Origin of the sequence: Methylophilus sp. Leaf416 (genome assembly GCF_001424665.1) — a bacterium.
Taxonomy (GTDB): Bacteria; Pseudomonadota; Gammaproteobacteria; order Burkholderiales; family Methylophilaceae; genus Methylophilus.
Map to the genome: position 1 here is coordinate 801,694 of NZ_LMQS01000001.1, position 19,922 is coordinate 821,615.

Annotated in this window: 20 protein-coding genes; 4 read left to right on the top strand and 16 right to left on the bottom strand. The window is 47.7% G+C overall.

The genetic code is table 11. The features are described 5' to 3' along the window. Window positions 1–10 precede the first annotated feature (10 nt). The 3 genes from ASG34_RS03865 to murJ are packed head-to-tail and all read right to left on the bottom strand — an operon-like array spanning window position 11 to window position 3,479. Complete coding sequence (locus tag ASG34_RS03865) at window positions 11–1,165, bottom strand: M48 family metallopeptidase (RefSeq protein ID WP_055826672.1); 1,155 nt, start codon at window positions 1,163–1,165, stop codon at window positions 11–13. Then, window positions 1,162–1,893 carry a hypothetical protein gene (locus tag ASG34_RS03870; RefSeq protein WP_055826675.1) on the bottom strand — a complete coding sequence of 244 codons (732 nt, stop codon included), beginning with the start codon at window positions 1,891–1,893 and terminating at the stop codon, window positions 1,162–1,164. The genes ASG34_RS03865 and ASG34_RS03870 overlap by 4 nt, the downstream gene beginning before the upstream one ends. 41 nt (window positions 1,894–1,934) lie before the next feature. After that, entirely contained in the window at window positions 1,935–3,479 is a 1,545-nt protein-coding gene (murJ, locus tag ASG34_RS03875; RefSeq protein ID WP_055826677.1) for a murein biosynthesis integral membrane protein MurJ, read from the bottom strand. Between the two features lie 241 nt (window positions 3,480–3,720). On the opposite strand from murJ, the gene rpsT reads away from it, so the two are divergent. After that, window positions 3,721–4,122, top strand: coding sequence for a 30S ribosomal protein S20 (gene rpsT, locus ASG34_RS13770; RefSeq protein ID WP_082487973.1), 402 nt, complete (start codon window positions 3,721–3,723; stop codon window positions 4,120–4,122). A gap of 362 nt (window positions 4,123–4,484) precedes the next feature. Here the strand turns inward: rpsT and ASG34_RS03885 are convergent, their stop codons facing one another. The 7 genes from ASG34_RS03885 to ASG34_RS03915 form a co-directional block, all read right to left on the bottom strand. Then, entirely contained in the window at window positions 4,485–5,678 is a 1,194-nt protein-coding gene (locus tag ASG34_RS03885) for a 5-(carboxyamino)imidazole ribonucleotide synthase (protein ID WP_055826680.1), read from the bottom strand. Between the two features lie 92 nt (window positions 5,679–5,770). Continuing rightward, a complete protein-coding gene (purE, locus tag ASG34_RS03890) occupies window positions 5,771–6,265 on the bottom strand; it encodes a 5-(carboxyamino)imidazole ribonucleotide mutase (protein ID WP_055826681.1) in 495 nt (164 codons plus the stop codon). Between the two features lie 89 nt (window positions 6,266–6,354). After that, window positions 6,355–7,476, bottom strand: coding sequence for a glutamate 5-kinase (proB, locus tag ASG34_RS03895; RefSeq protein WP_055826684.1), 1,122 nt, complete (start codon window positions 7,474–7,476; stop codon window positions 6,355–6,357). Window positions 7,477–7,499: 23 nt separating this feature from the next. Then, window positions 7,500–8,576, bottom strand: a complete 1,077-nt coding sequence (gene obgE, locus ASG34_RS03900) for a GTPase ObgE (RefSeq protein WP_055827376.1) — start codon at window positions 8,574–8,576, stop codon at window positions 7,500–7,502. 219 nt (window positions 8,577–8,795) lie between these two features. Then, on the bottom strand, window positions 8,796–9,053 hold the full coding sequence (gene rpmA, locus ASG34_RS03905) for a 50S ribosomal protein L27 (protein WP_055826688.1): 258 nt from the start codon (window positions 9,051–9,053) through the stop codon (window positions 8,796–8,798). A 30-nt stretch (window positions 9,054–9,083) separates the two neighbouring features. Continuing rightward, complete coding sequence (gene rplU, locus ASG34_RS03910; RefSeq protein WP_055826691.1) at window positions 9,084–9,395, bottom strand: 50S ribosomal protein L21; 312 nt, start codon at window positions 9,393–9,395, stop codon at window positions 9,084–9,086. A gap of 115 nt (window positions 9,396–9,510) precedes the next feature. Then, window positions 9,511–9,858: a hypothetical protein gene (locus tag ASG34_RS03915; protein ID WP_055826693.1), complete on the bottom strand. Its 348-nt coding sequence runs from the start codon at window positions 9,856–9,858 to the stop codon at window positions 9,511–9,513. Between the two features lie 121 nt (window positions 9,859–9,979). Here ASG34_RS03915 and ASG34_RS03920 point away from each other — a divergent pair, with 121 nt between their 5' ends. Further along, window positions 9,980–11,404 carry an aminotransferase-like domain-containing protein gene (locus tag ASG34_RS03920; RefSeq protein WP_055827378.1) on the top strand — a complete coding sequence of 475 codons (1,425 nt, stop codon included), beginning with the start codon at window positions 9,980–9,982 and terminating at the stop codon, window positions 11,402–11,404. A gap of 88 nt (window positions 11,405–11,492) precedes the next feature. Next, window positions 11,493–12,905, top strand: coding sequence for a cytochrome c oxidase accessory protein CcoG (gene ccoG / locus ASG34_RS03925; protein WP_055826696.1), 1,413 nt, complete (start codon window positions 11,493–11,495; stop codon window positions 12,903–12,905). 38 nt (window positions 12,906–12,943) lie between these two features. Here the strand turns inward: ccoG and ASG34_RS03930 are convergent, their stop codons facing one another. Next, a complete protein-coding gene (locus tag ASG34_RS03930) occupies window positions 12,944–14,335 on the bottom strand; it encodes an exonuclease domain-containing protein (RefSeq protein WP_055826698.1) in 1,392 nt (463 codons plus the stop codon). Window positions 14,336–14,608: 273 nt separating this feature from the next. On the opposite strand from ASG34_RS03930, the gene ASG34_RS03935 reads away from it, so the two are divergent. Continuing rightward, a complete protein-coding gene (locus ASG34_RS03935; protein ID WP_055826701.1) occupies window positions 14,609–15,046 on the top strand; it encodes a MarR family winged helix-turn-helix transcriptional regulator in 438 nt (145 codons plus the stop codon). A gap of 71 nt (window positions 15,047–15,117) precedes the next feature. Here the strand turns inward: ASG34_RS03935 and ASG34_RS03940 are convergent, their stop codons facing one another. The 5 genes from ASG34_RS03940 to ASG34_RS03960 all read right to left on the bottom strand — a co-directional run bounded on the left by ASG34_RS03940 (window position 15,118) and on the right by ASG34_RS03960 (window position 19,768). Beyond that, window positions 15,118–15,357 carry a hypothetical protein gene (locus ASG34_RS03940; protein WP_055826703.1) on the bottom strand — a complete coding sequence of 80 codons (240 nt, stop codon included), beginning with the start codon at window positions 15,355–15,357 and terminating at the stop codon, window positions 15,118–15,120. Window positions 15,358–15,386: 29 nt separating this feature from the next. After that, on the bottom strand, window positions 15,387–15,671 hold the full coding sequence (locus ASG34_RS03945) for a hypothetical protein (protein WP_229007869.1): 285 nt from the start codon (window positions 15,669–15,671) through the stop codon (window positions 15,387–15,389). Between the two features lie 10 nt (window positions 15,672–15,681). Beyond that, a complete protein-coding gene (locus ASG34_RS03950) occupies window positions 15,682–15,891 on the bottom strand; it encodes a hypothetical protein (protein WP_055826707.1) in 210 nt (69 codons plus the stop codon). A gap of 167 nt (window positions 15,892–16,058) precedes the next feature. Continuing rightward, window positions 16,059–18,311, bottom strand: a complete 2,253-nt coding sequence (locus ASG34_RS03955; RefSeq protein ID WP_235559655.1) for a putative bifunctional diguanylate cyclase/phosphodiesterase — start codon at window positions 18,309–18,311, stop codon at window positions 16,059–16,061. A gap of 311 nt (window positions 18,312–18,622) precedes the next feature. Next, a complete protein-coding gene (locus tag ASG34_RS03960; protein WP_055826710.1) occupies window positions 18,623–19,768 on the bottom strand; it encodes a GGDEF domain-containing protein in 1,146 nt (381 codons plus the stop codon). Window positions 19,769–19,922: the final 154 nt, after the last annotated feature.

The following is a 19,922-nucleotide window of genomic DNA, read 5'->3' on the forward strand; positions in this document are numbered from 1 at the left end:
AGTTTTCAGATTATTGTTTAGCAAGGGTTTCAAGGTAACTATTTACATAACTCTTATCACTGGCCTCTGGTACCAGCTCTAAATAACGCTTGAATTCGCTGGCTGCCTGCTCTCTCTTACTCTGACTCATTAACAGCAAACCCCTTGAGCGATATACCGGTGCAAAATCAGAATCGAGCTCTATTGCCCGGTCAAATTCACGCAACGCGATGTCAATGTCATCTTTTTCGTTACGTTTTCGGTGCGCTTCCCCCAGATAGTAATGTACTGTGGGCGGGTATCGTTTCAGTACGTTTTCATCAGACAGCAATGCAATGACATGCTTATAACGGCCAAAACTGAATTCCTGCTCTAGTACTTCAATACGCAACTGATTCACTTTGGCAGCATATTCCGCTTCATTCATAACCCCCGTGTTCGACTCTTGCGCCGCCAGCTTGGTAAAGTTGTCTACCCGATCTTTAAGTTTTGGATGGGTGGAATAAAAAAAGCCTTCCTGCGCCTCTGATAACTTCACCTCCCTAGCTAGATGTTCAAAGACTTTATGCGCTTCATGGGGATCATAGCCCGCTTGAACAAGACGCTTGAAACCCATATTATCGGCCTCAGCTTCAAGTTCACGGGAATATCCATAAATTGAGGAAGTTGCAAGGATATTACCTATCAATCCAACGATAGGAATGCCGATGACGGCAGTAATCGTAGCAAATGCAGAAGATCCCTTTATGGACTGTTGGTTGAAGTAACCATGTCTATAAACAAAATGCGCGCCTTCATGTGCAAGTACGGTTGCCAACTGTGCCTCATTGTCAAAACGGGCGAGCAGGCCGGTATGCATGTAAATATGTCCATTAGGGATAGCGAATGCATTTAATACTGGAGAGTTGACTACATGCACTTTGATAAGCCCCGCGAATTCCGGATAAAGTTTATCCATAATTCCTTGTAGATAAGTCTCAAGTTCAGGTGAGGCATAAATCTGTCCGCCTTTGCGGATGGCCTTTTCAAAATCAGTACTGGCAGACCACAGACGTTGTTCATCTGATTCCAGCTTCTGCAATGAACTCGCATCAGAATAGGGCAAACGCGATTCAGCCCATGCAACTTGCTGCATCAACAAGATGCCAGTCAGCAGCGCACTCAATGTTTTTCTGATTGTTCTCATAATCCGGCCTGGTTTTCAAGACTTACGCGGCCGGGGTAATTTAAGAACATTTCATTCATCATTTTATTGACGTCTTCGGCTATCCTAAGATCCTTACTATCCATGGCGAAGCCATAATTCATCCATAGAATATCCCCTGACCTTAAATCCACCAGAGCTGCTGATAAAAACGTTGGACTAGGAGGAAGAACCACACCAAACATGGCAGCGAATACACGTGCCGCCTTGCGGCCACCGGTTGAAATATAATCTTCACCAACAATAAACAAGGCAGCATCTGCTCCTGATCTTTCCGCCAGCGTTTTTAATCCGGAACCTAATGTATAGTCAAACTCTGTGCGTTTATGTTTCCAGGCATCAAATTCTGCACGTGAGTAATAAAATGCGTTGAATCCGACTACATCGTATAAAGCGACATGTTCATCCAGGCTGGCAATTTCTTCAGGAGATAAATTTTCTGGCAACTCCAACTTATCAAACAAATGTCTAGAAGCAATTTGAGCGGCAAGCGCCGAGCGCACGTTATTCTTGGCTTTGATTGACCATTCATCCACCTTTTCAGCCACACCACCAACAGATAGTTCCTTGACGAAAATTTCAGGTTCAATAAGTACTATTTTCTTAGGCAAACTACCCAAGTCCAGATGGGCTTTCTTAATACTGGTGTCTGCTGACCATGCTACTGAAGTGGTAAAAAATAATACAAAAGCAATCAGGTTTTTGTTCATATTGTTCCTCATTTATTATTGTCTGATAAATACTTGATGAATTAATTAACAACCCTACGTGAAAAATCTCTTGGCCTGAATCCAAGTATGCCAAGCATAGCAAAATACACAGCTATTCCTAATACCACTACACCAGCTAAATGCATTAATCGCGGCAAAACTGGCATACTCAGCCAGTCACCTGACCATGTTGCAACAAAATGAAGGCCCACTGCCATTACTGTGACGGCCAATAATAGTTTTGCGAGGAATGCCAGCCAACCTTTATTTGGCACGAAGGCTCCGGTTCTTTGCAATGTGACCCATAACAAAGTCGCATTTAAACAAGCGCCCAATCCTACTGCCAGTGCCAGTCCTGCATGGCGCAACGGGGTAAAGTAAAGGAATAGTACATTTAATATTTGCGTCATCACCAAGGTGAAGATGGCAATTTTGACTGGGGTTCTGACATTCTGGCGAGCATAAAAACCTGGCGCCAACACCTTCACCATAATCAGCCCTAACAAGCTAAGGCTATACGCAATCAATGCGCGCTCGGTTTGCGCAACGTCGATCTCGGTAAATTTACCGTAATAGAATAGGCTGGCAACCAATGGTTTAGAAAGTACAGCCATGGCGACAGCGGCAGGAATAGCAAGCATAAAGGTCAGACGCAAACCCCAATCCAGCAATTGCGAAAATTCGGCTGGAGATTTATCGACATGTGCTTTGGATAAGCTTGGCAAAAGAATTGTGCCTAGTGCAACCCCAAGTACGCCGGTCGGAAATTCCATTAACCGGTCCGCATAATATAGCCACGAGACACTGCCAGTGGGCATAAATGAAGCAAATACATTGTTAAGTACAATTGAAATTTGCGCAACAGACACGCCAAAAATGGCTGGTCCCATTAACTTAAGAATACGCCGCACACCTTCATCCTGGATATTCAGCGCATAGCGCGGCAACATGCCGATTTTTTGCAAAGAAGGTAATTGGTAAAGTAACTGAATGATGCCTCCGACAAACACTGCCCAGGCCAGCACGTAAACTGAATTATTAAAATGTGGTGCCACAAATAAAGCCGCCGTTATAAAACTGAGGTTAAGCCACACCGGCGTAAAGGCAGGCACCTGGAATTTGCTGTGTGCATTGAGTACACCACCGGCCATAGATACCAGCGAAATAAACAGAATATAGGGAAAGGTAATGCGCAATAAATCGGTGGTTAGCGCAAACTTGGCCTGATCTCCCACAAACCCTGGCGAAGTCAGTCGCACAATCAAAGGTGCCGCCAGCATACCAACGATAGTAATGGCGACCAGAAACAGTCCCAGCAAACTGGAGACATGGTTGATCAGAGCCTTGGTTGCTTCCGGCGTGCGCTGTTTGCGGTATTCGGACAAAATAGGCACGAATGCCTGGCTAAAAGCGCCCTCGCCGGAAATGCGGCGTAACAGATTGGGGATTTTAAATGCCACAAAAAAAGCATCAGTCGCCATGCCTGCGCCAAAAATACGGGCAATCAGCGTATCGCGGACAAACCCCAGCAGGCGCGAGATAAACGTCATGCCACCGACAGTGGCCAAAGCTTTAAGCAAGTTCATATGGGGTATTCAGGTTTCCGGCAGTCTGGTAAAAAATGCTAGGTGCAGGCAGCTTTTGCTTTATTATTCCGCCTGCAATTTTCAATCTTTTAGAACAATTGTTCTTGAGTCGGGCGATTTTACCATGCGACTATTTCGAATCCGCAGAAATATGATTTTCGCCTTGCAAAAACCGAGCAAAAACAGTATTATGCACGGTTTCGTATTACACCCCTTTTGAAAAGTTACAGGATAAACGAATATGGCAAACACCGCACAAGCACGCAAACGCGCGCGCCAATCCGTAAAAGTGAACGCACACAACGCTGCGTTACGTTCAACTTTACGCACTGCGATCAAAAAAGTAATTAAAGCAATTCAAACTGGTGACAAAGCTGCTGCAGTTGCGTCTTACCAGGAAAACGTGAGCGTGATTGACCGTATCGCTGACAAAAAAATTATTCACAAAAACAAAGCTGCTCGTCACAAAAGCCGTTTGACAGCTGCGATCAAAGCATTGTCAGGTGACGCACCTGCAACTTTGACTTCTGTGAAAAAAGCAGTTGCTCCTAAAGCAGCTCCGAAAAAAGCTGCTGCTAAAGCCGAAGCCGCGCCAGCCAAAAAAGCTGCCGCCAAGCCTCGCGCGAAAAAAGCTGCTGAATAATTTCAGTAGGGGTGCTTACTTAAAAAGCCAGACATATGTCTGGCTTTTTTATTGCCTGCAAGGCTGGTTATCAAGCCGTTCAAATTCTAAAGCTGTGGATTTTATATATTCAAGAATATGAGTATAACGCTCATCACTAGCACTATTAAGTTCAATAGCAATTATTGAACTTCCTCCGACATAAGCCAAGCCCGCGTATTCAGTACAATATCAACTATATCCTCTTTGGCGTGTATCGACTCGTGTCAGAATTTCAGAATTAAAGAGCTTCGACTTTAAAAGACTCCATCCCTGCTTGAACAAATACAAATAAAAAAATCTCGGCTTTTCAGCCGAGACTTGTAATACATACCTCTTAAGTACTACTCACCTATATGCAATTCACTGCGCGCCACCTTGGCTGTATTTAATACTGCCTGCGCATCATTGCCAATCACGGTGAAATGGCCCATCTTGCGGCTTTTGCGCGGCTCATGTTTGCCATATAAATGCATCTTGAGATTACCGTGTGCAAAAGCTTTGTCCCAGGCCGGCTCTTTCTGTTTCCCACTATACAGCCAGCTATCGCCAAGGATATTCACCATCACGGCATTGCTGTGCAAGCCTGGATTGCCTAACGCCTGGCCAGTAATTACACGCACCTGCTGTTCAAACTGGTTGGTAATACAGGCATCCAGCGTGTAATGGCCGGAATTATGTGGTCGCGGTGCAATCTCATTAATCAGTAACTGGTTACCGACAACGAAAAACTCCACGCCTAGCACGCCGACATAATTGAGCCTGGCTGCCAGTTTTTTTGCCAGTTCCTGTGCATTGGCCTTGATCACCTCAGAACAACGGGCTGGGGCGATGCTGATATCCAGGATGCCATTCAAATGGCTGTTTTCGGCGGTTGGAAAAGCTGCAATATTGCCATGCACATCACGCGCCAGCACTACTGACACTTCAAGGTCGAGCGCCAGCATTTTTTCCAGCACACAGACTTCCTGCTTGAAATTCTGGAATGCTGCTTTGGCTTCAGCCTGGTTAGCCACCCTCGCCTGGCCTTTGCCATCGTAGCCAAAACGCGCCACTTTAAGTACCGCAGGATACATGTCGCCATCTTCCGGCAGGTCGCTTTCACGAGTGACTGCGACAAATGGGCCAATTGGCAAACCAGCTTCTTTGAAAAAAGTTTTTTCCTTAATTCTGTGCTGGGCAATCGCTACGGCGTCGGCGCTTGGATGAACGATGGTCGATGTTGCCAGCGTAGCCAGTGTTTCAGCTGGCACGTTTTCAAATTCGGTCGAAATCGCCGCGCAGGTTTCAGCCATGGTTTTCAGCGCCGCTGCATCATCATAAGCTGCACATAAATGCACATCAGCAATCATGCCTGCCGGGCTATTTTTGTCCGGGTCGAGCACAGTGACTTTGTAGCCCATTTCGTGCGCTGCGATCACGAAAAAACGGCCCAACTGGCCGCCGCCTAACATGCCCAACATGGCGGCTGGCTGAATCACGCTGGATTCATTTGAAGGATGTAAACTTTGATTTTGAATATTTGCTTGCGAACTCATCAACAATCCCCATCATGCCCTGACAGAATTACCTTGTACGGTTATTCTAATTATGTGTAACGCTAAGCCAGGGTATGTTTATTGAAAAAAAATTAAGGCTGCTCAGGCAAGGCCATGGCATGCACTTTTTCAGCCTGCTTCTGGCGAAACTCTGCCAGTTTTTTTGCCAAAGCTGCATCCTGGTTGGCCAATACCGAGACTGCAAACAGGCCGGCATTCGCCGCGCCTGCATCGCCAATCGCGAATGTAGCTACCGGGATACCTTTAGGCATTTGCACGATAGATAGCAGTGAATCCTGACCTTGCAAATGTTTGGATGGGACCGGCACACCAAGTACCGGCAATGTGGTTTTCGCCGCCACCATGCCAGGCAGATGCGCAGCCCCGCCAGCACCTGCGATAATCACTTGAAAACCTTTTGTCGCCGCTGACTCGGCAAACTCGAACATCAGGTCCGGCGTCCGGTGTGCGGATACCACGCGGGCTTCATAAGCCACGCCAAAATCTGCCAGCATTTGCGCGGCATTTCTCATCACCGGCCAATCGCTGTCAGATCCCATAATGATGGCTACCAGAGGTTTACTCATATCACACAACCTTTTTAGTTAACTTTATTCAGTGCAAAACATGTTTTGATAAAACTTAAATCACCATGCAAGTGCATGAGTGGCTTGTTTTATAACACCACAAGGTTATCCCTGTGTATCAGTTCTTTTTCTTCTACATAGCCAAGTATGTTTTTAATCTCGCTACTCGGTTTGCGCATGATGCGACGGACTTCGCTGGCATGGTAATTCACAATGCCGCGCGCCCATTCTTTACCTTCGGCATCGACACAGGCCACTACATCGCCACGCTCAAACTGGCCAATCACCTCGACTACCCCTATCGGCAGCAGGCTTTTGCCATCCTTGCATAATACATTTACTGCACCTGCATCAAGCACCAGTTTTCCACCCAGACGTAAATGATCTGCCAGCCATTGCTTTTTGGCGATGATTTTCATTTTGCCTGCTTGCAGGTGGGTACCGATCGCTTCGCCCTGACTTAATCGTACCAGCACTTGCGGCTCACGGCCGGATGCAATCACCGTATGCGCGCCACTATTGGCGGCACGTTTGGCAGCCAGTATTTTAGTGAGCATACCGCCGGTGCCGACTGCGCTGCCAGCGCCACCCGCCATTGCTTCCAAAGCAGGATTACCTGCCATTTCGAAATGCACAAATACGGCATTGGGGTCTTTGCGCGGATCAGCAGAATAAAGACCTTGCTGGTCGGTGAGTATAATCAGTGCATCGGCTTCAATCAGGTTAGCGACCAGGGCACCCAGCGTGTCATTATCACCAAAACGGATTTCTTCAGTGACCACCGTATCATTTTCATTAATGATGGGAATCACGTTCAAATCAAGCAAGGTGCGCAAGGTAGTGCGCGCATTGAGATAGCGCTTGCGGTCGGCCAGATCGTCATGGGTCAGTAGTAATTGGGCAGTGTGCAAGCCATGTTGTGCAAAGCATTGCTCATACATTTGCACCAGCCCCATCTGCCCTACTGCCGCAGCAGCTTGCAACTCGTTGATTTCCACAGGACGTTTTTTCCAGCCCAGGCGCTGCATGCCTTCAGCCACGGCGCCACTGGATACCAGTACCACATGCTTGCCCTGCTTAACCAGGGCACTGATTTGCTCGGCCCAAGCAGCAATCGCAGCCCTGTCCAGGCCTTGGCCATTATTGGTGACCAGGCTGGATCCGACCTTTACAATCAGGGTTTTACTATCTTGAATAAGGGAGACACCCATACCGATTTTTTATTATCTGTTATTTATTCAATCACTTGTGGTGCTTGAACCGCCGGTGCTGCTTGCTGTTGGTCAGCTTCAGCATGACGCTGCACGCGCGCCTGGTCGATATGATCCATGATGGCATACGTCAGCTCTTTACAGCCAATACCGCTGATCGCAGAAATAGCGAACACGGGACCATCCCAGCCATAGGCTTTGACAAAATCTGCGACCTTCTCAGCACTGTCAGGCAGCATGTCGATTTTATTCAATACCAGCCAGCGAGGTTTGTCATATAACTCTTGATCGTATTTCTTTAACTCGTTAACGATGGCTTTAGCTTCTTTCACTGGATCGACCAATTCATCAAACGGCGCGATGTCGACCAGATGTAGTAATAAAGAAGTACGTTGCAGATGGCGCAAGAATTGATGGCCCAAACCAGCACCTTCAGCGGCACCTTCAATCAAGCCGGGTACATCAGCGATGACGAAACTGCGATTGCTATCGACACGCACAACGCCAAGATTGGGGTGCAGCGTGGTAAACGGGTAATCGGCGACTTTTGGTTTAGCAGCTGATACCGAGCGTATAAATGTGGATTTGCCTGCATTTGGCATACCCAGCAAACCGACATCTGCCAGCACTTTTAGCTCCAGGTATAGCTCGAAAGCTTCACCCGGATCGCCTTTGGTACATTGGCGAGGTGCACGGTTGGTACTAGTTTTAAAGTGAATATTGCCCAGGCCACCTTTACCGCCACTGGCGATCATCACCTGCTGGCCGTCGACATTGAGGTCAACCATGGTATTGCCGGTCGCTTTGTCGCTGATAGTGGTACCTACAGGCACACGCAGCACCATATCATCGCCACCCTTGCCGTAGCAATCTGATCCGCTACCGTTCTCACCGCGCTGGGCTTTGAAAGTTCGGGTATAGCGATAATCCACCAGGGTATTGATATTGCGGTCTGCGAGCACGAATACCGAACCGCCCTTGCCACCATCACCACCATTGGGACCGCCCATAGGCTCGTACTTTTCACGGCGGAATGTGGCTACGCCATTACCGCCGTCGCCGGCGTAAACTTTGATAGTAGCTTCGTCAATAAACTTCATGATCAATTTGCCTTTTAAGCGCATTGTTGCGTTACACGGTGCTCAATATCCTTGTGTACTTTTGTACATTCCGGTTTTTGCGTGCCGTGTGCCTTGCACTGCATCTTAAAATTTCAAATTGCCTGTGCTTATTAACAGGCAATTATACAAGGCTACAATCTGATAACTATAAAGTAAAAAGCCCCGTCAAGCGACAGGGCTTTTTACATGAATCTGCGATTAAACCGCTTCGATGCTCACTGTATGACGCTTTAACGCGCCTTTGATAGCAAATTTAACTTTGCCTTCAACCAGTGCATACAGCGTGTGGTCTTTACCCATGCCAACGTTTTCGCCAGCATGCATTTTTGTACCACGTTGACGCACGATAATGCTACCGGCGTTAACAACTGTTTCACCAAAAGCTTTTACGCCCAGGCGTTTGGCTTGTGAGTCGCGGCCGTTACGTGAACTACCGCCTGCTTTTTTGTGTGCCATGTTTGATTCCTTACTCTAGCAATCTGCCGATTAAGCAGAAATAGTATCGATTTGAATTTCAGTATAGCTCTGACGATGACCTTGAGTCTTGCGATAGTGCTTACGACGACGCATTTTAAAGATCATCACTTTGTCACCACGGCCATGTGATACCACGGTGGCATTCACTGTAGCGCCGGCTATCAAAGGTGCACCAACCGTAGTCGTTTCGCCGTTTGCAATCAACAATACTTTGTCGATCACAACAGTAGAACCCACGTCGCCAACCAATTTTTCAACTTTTAATTTTTCACCAGCGGTAACTTTGTACTGTTTGCCACCTGTTTTAATCACTGCGTACATAAAAATGCCTTAAACGTCGCCTTTTAAAGAACCCGCAATTATACGCAATTAATTCAAGAATGCAAATACATTTGCGTATATTCAACAGCGAATGCGGGTGGTGAATGGATGAGTGTCAAGCCAGCAGCGATTTAGTTGCTGGTGCCGCTCGCCAAGGCTTGATTATACCGTGTGTATAGAACGCGTACACACTTAATATGGCATTGAGAAAACCATCAGCCAATAAAGCAAAAACACCTGCTGGCGCGCGATAGTCATTAATGCGATACAGCGGCGGCATTTCAATATTATTCAATGAGCTTAATGGCTGAAAATGCACAGAGGCAACCTCCTGATCGGCCAGCATGACTTTGACATTGAACATATCCGTAATCGATAACTGCAAGGATTGCCCGTCGCTAAGCCAGAGTAGGTAATGTCTTTTGTTCAAGCGTTCAATATGACTGATGATTAGCTGGGGCATGAGGAAATATCTCAATCTGCAAAAAGCAGCATCCTAAACATAATGACACTTGCCAAACAGCTTCAGTTTGGATTTAATTTACCATATCAGTTGCCCGGCAACGATGTCGCAAGGTTACTACGTGAAAAAATACGAAATCATTGCCGAAGAAATTGCCAGCACCATCCAGCAAGGGTTACTCAATCGTGGCGACAAATTGCCTTCGATACGCCAGATTCAGGCCCTGAAACAGGTGAATGCCTCCACCGTGTTCCAGGCATATTATTTACTGGAAGCGCGTGGCCTGCTGGTCACGCGGCCACGTTCGGGCTATTACGTGGCCGGGCCATTGCGTAGCGAACGGTCACTCGCACCAGCAAGCCCTGCGCAAACCGGCCTGCCGACCATTTTGCAAATCAGCGATCTGGTCTTTACTGTTCTGGATCGCATTAAAGATCCTCAGCACGTGCCGTTCGGCTCGGCGTTTCCCAGCCCATTGCACTTTCCCCTTTCAAAACTGGCTGACCATATGGTGGCCTCTGTTCGCCGCATGCAACCGTCTGATACGGTAAGTGATATCGGGCAAGGCGATTTTGAGTTGCGACGCCAGATTGCATTGCGTTACCAGTTGGATGGCACGCAAACTGATGCAACAGATATCGTCGTGACAAACGGTGCACTTGAAGCGCTCAATCTGAGCCTGGCCGCCGTAACCCAGCCTGGTGATAGCGTGATCATAGAGTCACCGAGCTTTTATGCTGCTTTGCAGGCAATTGAAAGAATGGGGCTAAAGGCGATTGAAGTACCTAGCCATCCCGAGCATGGTATTGATCTAGCTGCGCTGGAACTGGCCATCACTCAACACCAGCCCAAAGCCTGCTGGCTGATGACCAATTTTCAAAACCCCACCGGTAGCCTGATGCCGGAAGATAAAAAGCAGGCACTCGTTGCTTTAGTGACACGACACCGATTGCCGCTGATCGAAGATGACGTCTATCGCGAATTGTATTTTGGCAAGCAGCGTCCGCTGCCAGCCAAGGCCTGGGATACGGAAGGCTGGGTCATGCATTGCAGCTCTTTTTCCAAATCGCTGGCGCCGGGTTACCGCGTCGGCTGGGTCTCGGCGGGACGGTTTACTGACAAGATCACGCGCTTGAAAATCTCGACCACCCTTGCCACGTCCATCCCGGCCCAGCATGCACTGGCAAGTTACCTGGCGAAAGGCGGTTATGATAAATACCTGCGCCAACTCAGACACCAGCTCATGTTGCAGCAACTGCAGTTTTCACAGGCCATTCATCAGCACTTTCCCGAGCAGGTACGCTTTAACCAGCCACAAGGAGGCTATTTTTTCTGGATGCAACTGCCAGAACAGTGCGATAGCTTGCAGCTTTTTCAGCAGGCAATCACCCAAAATATCAGTCTTGCACCTGGGCATATGTTTTCGTCGCAACAACAATACGCCAACTTTATCCGCCTCAATTATGGGCACCCATTAAACCCAGCAGGCCTGCAAGCTATCCAGACACTGGGCAAGCTCACTTTAAAAACACTCACACCAAACTGATATGGTTTTTTAATTAAAAACTGAATCTGTTTTAGTTTTTGCAAACAGCCTATAGTGCGCTCGTCTCCAGTCGTTTTCGAGTGTCATCATGCAAGCCTCTCGTAGCAAAACCGTGATTCCCATTGTGGCCACCCCGGTCACGGAAAAAACCATGTCCTTGTATCAGAAAACCGCGAAGATTTATCCGCGAACGGTCAACGGCTATTTCAAAAACTGGCGCTGGCTGATGATCTGGCTCACGCAAATCGTTTTTTATGGCTTGCCCTGGCTGCAATATGGCGAACGCCAGGCGTTTTTAATGGATATCAACGCGCAGCGGTTTTACCTGTTTGGGATGGTGATTTTTCCGCAGGATCTGTTTTACCTGGCGCTGCTATTAATCGTGTGCGCGCTGGGTTTGTTTTTGTTTACGGCTGTCGCCGGTCGCTTGTGGTGTGGCTTCTCCTGCCCGCAATCGGTGTATACAGAAATATTCTTATGGATGGAACGCCGCATTGAAGGTGACCGTATGGCGCGGCTGAAGCTGGATGCGCAGCCCTGGGGATTAAGAAAAACAGCTATTAAATTTAGCAAGCATGGTGTCTGGCTCGGTTTTGCGATGGTGACAGGGATATCGTTTGTCGGTTACTTCACGCCTATTCGCGAACTGACACCGGCATTGCTGAATTTTCAGCTGAGTGGCTGGGAATGGTTCTGGTTTGGTTTTTACAGTGTTGCCACTTATGGCAATGCCGGCTTTCTGCGCGAGCAGGTGTGCAAACATATGTGTCCCTATGCGCGCTTCCAGAGTGCCATGTTTGATAATCACACGCTGATTGTGGCTTACGACAGCGAACGTGGAGAACCACGCGGCGGCCGCAGCAAAGGGCAGGATTTCAAGGCCGAGGGCCTGGGCTCTTGCATAGATTGCAACATCTGCGTGCAGGTATGTCCGGTGGGGATTGATATCCGCCAGGGCTTGCAATATGAATGCATCAGCTGCGGCCTGTGCATTGATGCCTGCGATGAGGTAATGGATAAAATGCAATACCCGCGCGGGTTGATCCGATTTTCTGCAGGCGGCAATACCAGCGAACATGGTTTATTAAGCCATATGTTACGCCCGCGTGTGCTGATTTATAGCGCATTGTTTGCGCTGATATTTGGCTGGATGGCGTACAGCATGTTGCATAAACCAAACTTCAAGGTCGACATCATGCGGGACCGTAACATCATGTACCGGGAAACCAGCCAGGGTGTAGAAAACCTTTATCAGTTACACCTGATCAATGCCACCGAGCAAGCACAGCACTACCGTATTCGTGCCAAAGGGCTGCCTGAAATCAAGGTAGAAAGTGAACAGTCACTCACTGTTAACGCTACCAAGGAAGCATTAATACCGCTAAGCCTGGCGATCCCCCATTCAGAAAGAGCGGGAAGCCAGCGCATTACGATTGAAGTCACTGCGCAGCCTTCTGGCGAGACGGTATCGACCGACAGCACCTTTTATATACCACGTTAATTGACTACCTCTTCACCCGCGCAAGCCGGACTGCCGTGTTAAAGCGGCAGGTTCAGCACGCGGGTCTTTTTTTGCGCAAATACTTTATTCAGCAGTTTATAAGTATCCAGGTCGAATTTAAGCTTAGTGATTTGTGTGCTTAATCCTTGCAGGCTTTCATCACTATCCGCCACTCCCAGGTATACCCAATGCTCGAACACATGAATCTGCCTTATATCGTTTTCCAGACTGTACTCCTCAATACCAATTTTGCCTGCGAAAGGCCAGGCCTTGAGTTTGTGGGCTATTAACGCCTGTTGCAGCCGCAAGCCGTGCATCTCGGTTGATTCATGACCGCAACAGGCGCCTTTGCAGTGTTTCAACTGATACGCCAGACAAGCGCTGCTGCTGTCGCTTTCCAGCCCTAATGTTTTCAGGCATAAGCGATTTTGCTGGGCAATTTTACGCAAGGCTTCAGTTGCCTGGTGACGGCTTTTAAACGTGCCGAACATGCGATTCAACTGGCTGGAGTCCATATCCTCTTCATCAACGAGCCTGATCATTGGTTGCGCAGACGAATCCAGTAACCAGCTGCAAAGTTGGCGCTCTTGCCGCATCTGACGGTTGTAGGCCGGTGCTCGCTCCCTGATCAGGCGCGACTCCAGTATTACAGCACTCAACTCTCCGGCGGTGGGTATCCACTCCAAGCGCTTAATCTCCAGCACCAGGCGCTTATCCTTACCGGTAGCTCGCTCATTGCTAAAATGAGAGAGTACGCGGGCACGCATATTTGTCCCTTTGCCTATATATAACAGCGAGTCGTTTTCACCATAAAACTGGTACACGCCTGGTGTTTCCGGCAATTCACCAATCAGGTTTGCATCAATATGCGGCGGCAATACAGGCGATGCCATCAGTTTTTGCGCAGCGCTCTGGATGACAGTCTCACCCAACTGCTGCCTCGCATCAGCCAGCATTCTCAGGATGGCTTCGACGTCGCCCATTGCGCGGTGGCGGGCCAGGCCTTCGATTTTATGGCGGGCCACAATCGCATCTATGCCGTGGCTGAAATGTTCCGGGTATAACAGACGCGATAGCTTGACCGTGCATAACACTTTTTGCTGAAAGTTGATGCCCATACGCTTGAATTCGGTTTTGAGGAAACCATAATCAAACCTGACATTGTGAGCCGCCAGCACACTGCCTTCCAGAAAAGCCAGCAGCTGGCCTGCCACTTCAGAAAACTCGGGAGCATTTTCAACCATGGCATTGTTGATGCCGGTCAATGACTGGATAAATGGGGGAATCGCCATTTGCGGATTGACCAATGTCTGCCAGCGGGCAGTTTCGACCCCATCATCAAAACGCACCAGCGCAATTTCGGTAATGCGGTCTTTTAGCGGGGTGGCGCCTGTGGTTTCGAGATCAAGAAAAGTGATGGACGGCAGCATAATTCCGAGGAGTCAATTCGTGGCACTAAAAGTAATGTGCGCCCATATATTTTATCTTATATATTTTATCTTAATTGATACGCTTATAAGGGGCTTTAAATCTATGACTCAGGCAACGCAGAGCGGTTCTTTGCCGAGATTGACAATAATTTAAGCATGCAACAGCCAATTATACTGAATTACCTTCATAACTACGTAAAACAACTCTAGACAGTGTCAGTAATTGATGCTGTAATATTCGGATTCCATTGATGACAATTTAAAGCTCCATTCATGCCGAATTTATACCTAGAAAATCAGCTATGTTTTTCACTTTACTCCGCAACGCATGCCCTACTTCGATCCTATAAGCCCGACCTTGATAAGCTGAATCTAACGTACCCTCAATATCTGGTACTGGTCGCACTTTGGCAATACAAGCAGCTTTCAATTAAAGAAATCGCCGAAAAATTGCTGTTGGAACCGGCTACGATTACGCCTGTGGTAAAACGGCTGGAAGTGAAGAAACTGACTAAACGTACGCGCCAGAAAGATGATGAGCGGGTAGTGATTGTCAGCCTGACTGAAGAGGGTTTGAACCTGCGCAGCAAGTTGTCTGAAGTGCAAAAGCGCGTTGCCTGCGATACCGGCTTGTCTGATGCAGCCTTCCATACACTCAATAAAACCTTGAGTGAATTAACAAGAAACGTCAGCTCGAAATCTGTAGATTAAAATTTAATCTGAAAAACAAAAGGCAGTGACGGTTAAGTCACTGCCTTTTTTAATACCATTTTCTTCTGTTATCAGGCGTTTTTCAACTGACGCATAAACGCCTCAAATGAGCCTTTGGTGGCTTGCAATGCATGTAACTTGCTCACCGATTCAGTTAAAGATTCACTCATCATTTCCAGCGCATCTTCATCCAACCTCAAACTCATGGCTCCTATTTCCAGCTCAACCGTGCGGTGGGTTTCACAGTAATGTACGCGGAAACCCGCCTGGCCTGATAACAAAATTTTCTTACACATTGAATGTTCGCTCATGATTAGTTTCATTGAATTAATGGATGGAATTAGCGGCACTCTCGCATGGGGCTAGTGTGTAGCGCTGATTGCTCGTACTCATTCACCAGCAACGTCCACTGCACACACATGCGACGCGACACCCTGCAGATCAGATCTGAATCTGCATATTCAGGCGCGGTCAGCGTTTCTGCCAAACGCAAGGCTTGCTTGGCCAGCTCGTAAGTGGGCTTTTTAATATATAGCGTTGCGATGTATAGCAATGACGCCATGACGGACTCTGCGTCCGGCAGTGACGGATCAAAGCGCATTGTCTCTTTTCCGATTGCCTGCATGATGATCCTTTCAAATACTCATTTCTATCTCGGTTTGCATCACAATTCTGGCGGCAGCTTTGCGCAGCATTTCGTTAATCACAATAAAACTATCCGCTTCGAACTTGAGCGTTGTGCCGCCAACTTCAACTTCTACCGTATCTGAAGATTTGTGATAAAGCACTTTACAAGCCGTTTTACCTGCCAGCATGGTCTTGCCCACTACAGTTTGACGCTTCATTATCACTCTCCTCTTGGTTAACTTTCAAGTAAATGATAATTATTATCATTTGGGAAGTCAACTATTTTATTTTTGTGGTGCTTGTTGAAGCAGGTGGGAAATCTAAGAAAATGCACACATTAGCATGTGCATTCAGGATGGTATCAACAGAATTGCCGAATGTTTAACTATTGATTTTCCGATAAGAAAGATGTTGCATCTTCGCTACGCATAGGTCGGCTTAAATAATAGCCTTGCATCTCATCGCAGCCATGCGCCAGCAGGAATGCTTTCTGCTCGGCCGTTTCCACGCCTTCAGCGATAGTTTTTAATCCCAGGCTGCGCGCCAGCTGGATAATAGCGATCACAATCGCCTTGTCCTCATCATCGGTAGAAATATCGCGAACGAACGACTGGTCGATCTTTAACTTATAGACTTTAAACTTTTTAAGGTAACTCAGCGATGAGTACCCGGTACCGAAATCATCAATCGACAACCGGATACCCAACAGATCGAGCGCATCCATCATATTGACGGCCCCTTCAGGGTTTTCCAGCGCCACGCCTTCTGTCAACTCAAGTTCAAGCGCCTGCGGCATCACCTGGTAGCGATGCAATATTCTCTGCACCAATGCCGGCAATTCGGGATCACGGAACTGGATGCTGGATAAATTTACCGATACACAAATATTATGAATACCCGCTTGTTGCCATTGCTGTATTTGTTGCACAGCCTGTTCAAGCACCCAGCTGCCTATCGAAATAATCAAACCACTGGTTTCTGCCAGAGGAATAAATTCGGCCGGCGACACTGCACCCAATTGCGGATGCTGCCAGCGTAATAAGGCCTCTACCCCAACCAGTTTTTTGGTAGTGAGATCCATTTGCGGTTGGTAATACACTTCCAATTGTCTCAAGGAGATTGCCTGACGCAAGGCATTTGCCATTTGCAAATGCCGGGTGGTCTGGATTTGCATCTGGTTACTGAAAAAACGGTAGCCGTTACGGCTTTCCTTTTTGGTACGGTACATGGCGACATCGGCATTGCGTTGCAGAGTTTCAATATCCAGCCCATCGTCAGGATAAATGGCAATGCCAACCGAAGCGGTCACGGTTAGCTGATATTGGTCTATCACCAAAGGTTGCTCGACCGCCACGAGCAAACGCTCCACCACCTCTTTAGCAACATCATGCCCTGAACCCGCCAATAAAAACACAAACTCATCCCCGCCCAAACGGCAAATCGTATCTTCCGGGCGAACCAGGTTTTGAAAGCGCTTGGTCAGTTCAATCAGCAAGCTGTCGCCATAGCGGTGTCCCAGGCTGTCATTTACATCCTTGAAATGATCCAGGTCGAGGAACATCAAGGCAAACTGGCTATCATTCGCCCAGGCATTCTCGATTTCCTTGGTAACACGCTCATTCAACAGATTACGATTGGGCAAGCTGGTCAGCGCATCATAATTGGCTAAAAATTTTATGCGCGCTTCATAGTCTTTGCGGCGGGTAATATCGCGCAGGAAAGCGCTGTAATAGCGCTCTCCACTGCTGACTATTTCTATAATGGTCAATTCCACCGGGAATTCAGTGCCATTGCTACGCATCGCTGTAATTTCGATAGAACGGCCCAGCAGTTTGGATTCTCGAGAATGTTGCAGCCGTTGCAGACCTTTGTTGTGCGCCTCCCTGTAGCTTTCAGGGACAATCACTTCTGCCAGACTTCTACCCACGGCATCACTACGTTTATAACCAAAAATACGCTCGGCCGCTTTATTCCACTCGATGATAAAACCGCCGGTATCCATATTGATAATCGCATCCAGCGCATTTTCCATCACCTGACGCGCACGCTGCTCGCTGGCCAGCAGGCTTTTTTGATATTGCGTGCGCTCCTGCTGCACTGCAAAACGGTCCAGTGCGAAGTCAATATTCGCCACCATGTCCATCAACAGGCGCTGGGTGTCAGGATCAAAAGCGTGTTCTTCAGAGGCATATAATGAAAGGCAAGCGACCACTTTACCTTCGGTATGTAGCGGCAAGAAGGCCGCGGCTTTCCAGGAAAACTCTGCTGCAGAAGCATGCCATAAAGACGCAACCGGGTTTGTTTGAAAATCCCGTAGCCAGTAAGGCTGGTCGGTGGAAATGGCTAGCCCACAAGGACCTCTTCCATTAGGCTGTTCCGGATCTGCAGAAATAGACACTTTGTTGAGATATTCAAGCCCGGTACCAAAAGCTGCAGCCACATTCACTTGTTTTGTTTCTGGATTGACTTCGCCAACCCAGGCCATTTTCGCGTGACCGAAATCGACGATGATGCGGCAAATTTTCTCAAATAGCGCCTGCCGATCGTGGCTTTGCACAATCGCCTGGCTGCATTGACTCAGTGCAAGATAAAGCTGCGTCAATTGCTGATGATGCTTTACAGTTTGCGACGTGCTCATCAACCACTCCGCTACAGATACATATAAACACATTCATGCGCTTGTAAAATCAAGCACATGCCTGAACCCGCTAATCACAAGTACTGGTCCTGCTATTTTATTTCTTGCTGTACATGATGATATACATTCACAGTAATAAATAAAAACTATTCCTGAAACTGTCATCTACTTGCGAAACTGCCTTTATTTCTCAAACTGTAAGTGAAAGGATAAAAATCAAAGCATAGAATATGCAGAGGAAAGACCTGCAGTTTAACTATCAACTGAAGAATTTGGATATGGGTCTAGAAGAGCGTTAGAACAGGCAACTGTTAAGATGCCCAGTGTACTTTTCCACAACCTAATAATTTGGCCTGGTACATGGCTTTATCGGCCAGCGAAAGTAGCTGTTCTATCGTGTCGCCTTCTTTGCAAAGTGCCAGTCCTATGGATGCCCCTAGCTGCCGTTCAGATGCCTGAATCACGAACTCCTGCTCAAACACCATCAGGCATTTGCTGGCAACCATCTCTACCGAAGACTTGGCGTGTCCTTGCAGATCAGAAAGCACAATCACAAATTCGTCGCCACCTACCCTTGCCAGCGTGTCGCTACCACGAATGACCTTACCCAACCGGCGTGACACTTCTATGAGTGCCAGATCGCCAGCCTCGTGTCCAAGCTGGTCATTAACCGCCTTGAATCCATTCAGGTCCAGATACAAAATCGCGGTGCTGGTTTTTTTAACTTCTGCAATTTCGATCGCTTGCTGTATGCGCACAGCCAGCAATTTACGGTTTGGCAAGCCGGTTAAGTTATCGTGGTGAGCAACGTGGTTCAGCTCCAGGTTTTGCGCGGATATTTTTTGATAAGCCTCTTTGAGTGACCCGATTAAATCCTCATTCTCGAAGCTGATGCGCTGCGCCTGCCGTAACGAATGATTAAAACGATAAGTGACGCCTACCATCAGCAAATAGAAAATCACACTGAACACCGCCATCACAGCATTCGGCGTGCTGTTGCCGGTCGCAAAAATCACTACCGTAGGCAACATCGCAGGCAGGCTGAATGCAAAAAACGCAGGAATACAGGAAGCCATGGTCACCACGCCACCCATGACCATCGCCTGGATAGCCGTAATCACGATAATCTCCGTCATCGGCGGCGCATCAGTGATCAGAAAACCTAGCGCCCCCCACACTATCCCAGATAAAGCCAGGGTCAGACAATACTGATAAGCTAACTTGCGATCAAACCCCTGCCTGGCTAATTTGTTTTTGCAGCGCTGCGTTAACCACCAGCGTATCGCAATCACCACATATACAAGGAAAGCCCAGGCAAAAAACAAGTGGCGGTTATCAGAATCCAGCTGTGAAATAGAGATCAGCAAACCACCGAGGGCACTACCGATTAACGGAATATGGGCGCTCGACATCAGCCGATGAAACAGCGCTTCGTCAACACGGCCCTCTAAACTCATCAAACTTTCTCACTCTTAATGCTTGTTAAAACTAAATAAATAGCCATCTTATTTAAACTCATGCTAATACAAGCCTGCAAAAATAACCAGTTTACGATCAGGGTTTTTCATTTCATTACAATCACGCATGATTGAATTAATGTGTCAAAAAACT

Bases quoted from the DNA above. Each gene is read 5' to 3' on its own strand.
- proB (WP_055826684.1), bottom strand. From the start codon at position 7,476: ATGGGTGTCTCCCTTATTCAAGATAGTAAAACCCTGATTGTAAAGGTC.
- ASG34_RS03960 (WP_055826710.1), bottom strand. From the start codon at position 19,768: ATGAGTTTAGAGGGCCGTGTTGACGAAGCGCTGTTTCATCGGCTGATG.
- ASG34_RS03930 (WP_055826698.1), bottom strand. From the start codon at position 14,335: ATGCTGCCGTCCATCACTTTTCTTGATCTCGAAACCACAGGCGCCACC.
- rpsT (WP_082487973.1), top strand. From the start codon at position 3,721: ATGGCAAACACCGCACAAGCACGCAAACGCGCGCGCCAATCCGTAAAA.
- rpmA (WP_055826688.1), bottom strand. From the start codon at position 9,053: ATGGCACACAAAAAAGCAGGCGGTAGTTCACGTAACGGCCGCGACTCA.
- purE (WP_055826681.1), bottom strand. From the start codon at position 6,265: ATGAGTAAACCTCTGGTAGCCATCATTATGGGATCTGACAGCGATTGG.
- ASG34_RS03950 (WP_055826707.1), bottom strand. From the start codon at position 15,891: ATGAAGCGTCAAACTGTAGTGGGCAAGACCATGCTGGCAGGTAAAACG.
- murJ (WP_055826677.1), bottom strand. From the start codon at position 3,479: ATGAACTTGCTTAAAGCTTTGGCCACTGTCGGTGGCATGACGTTTATC.
- ASG34_RS03865 (WP_055826672.1), bottom strand. From the start codon at position 1,165: ATGAGAACAATCAGAAAAACATTGAGTGCGCTGCTGACTGGCATCTTG.
- ccoG (WP_055826696.1), top strand. From the start codon at position 11,493: ATGCAAGCCTCTCGTAGCAAAACCGTGATTCCCATTGTGGCCACCCCG.
- rplU (WP_055826691.1), bottom strand. From the start codon at position 9,395: ATGTACGCAGTGATTAAAACAGGTGGCAAACAGTACAAAGTTACCGCT.
- ASG34_RS03935 (WP_055826701.1), top strand. From the start codon at position 14,609: ATGCCGAATTTATACCTAGAAAATCAGCTATGTTTTTCACTTTACTCC.
- ASG34_RS03945 (WP_229007869.1), bottom strand. From the start codon at position 15,671: ATGCAGGCAATCGGAAAAGAGACAATGCGCTTTGATCCGTCACTGCCG.
- ASG34_RS03915 (WP_055826693.1), bottom strand. From the start codon at position 9,858: ATGCCCCAGCTAATCATCAGTCATATTGAACGCTTGAACAAAAGACAT.
- ASG34_RS03885 (WP_055826680.1), bottom strand. From the start codon at position 5,678: ATGAGTTCGCAAGCAAATATTCAAAATCAAAGTTTACATCCTTCAAAT.
- obgE (WP_055827376.1), bottom strand. From the start codon at position 8,576: ATGAAGTTTATTGACGAAGCTACTATCAAAGTTTACGCCGGCGACGGC.
- ASG34_RS03870 (WP_055826675.1), bottom strand. From the start codon at position 1,893: ATGAACAAAAACCTGATTGCTTTTGTATTATTTTTTACCACTTCAGTA.
- ASG34_RS03940 (WP_055826703.1), bottom strand. From the start codon at position 15,357: ATGAGCGAACATTCAATGTGTAAGAAAATTTTGTTATCAGGCCAGGCG.
- ASG34_RS03955 (WP_235559655.1), bottom strand. From the start codon at position 18,311: ATGAGCACGTCGCAAACTGTAAAGCATCATCAGCAATTGACGCAGCTT.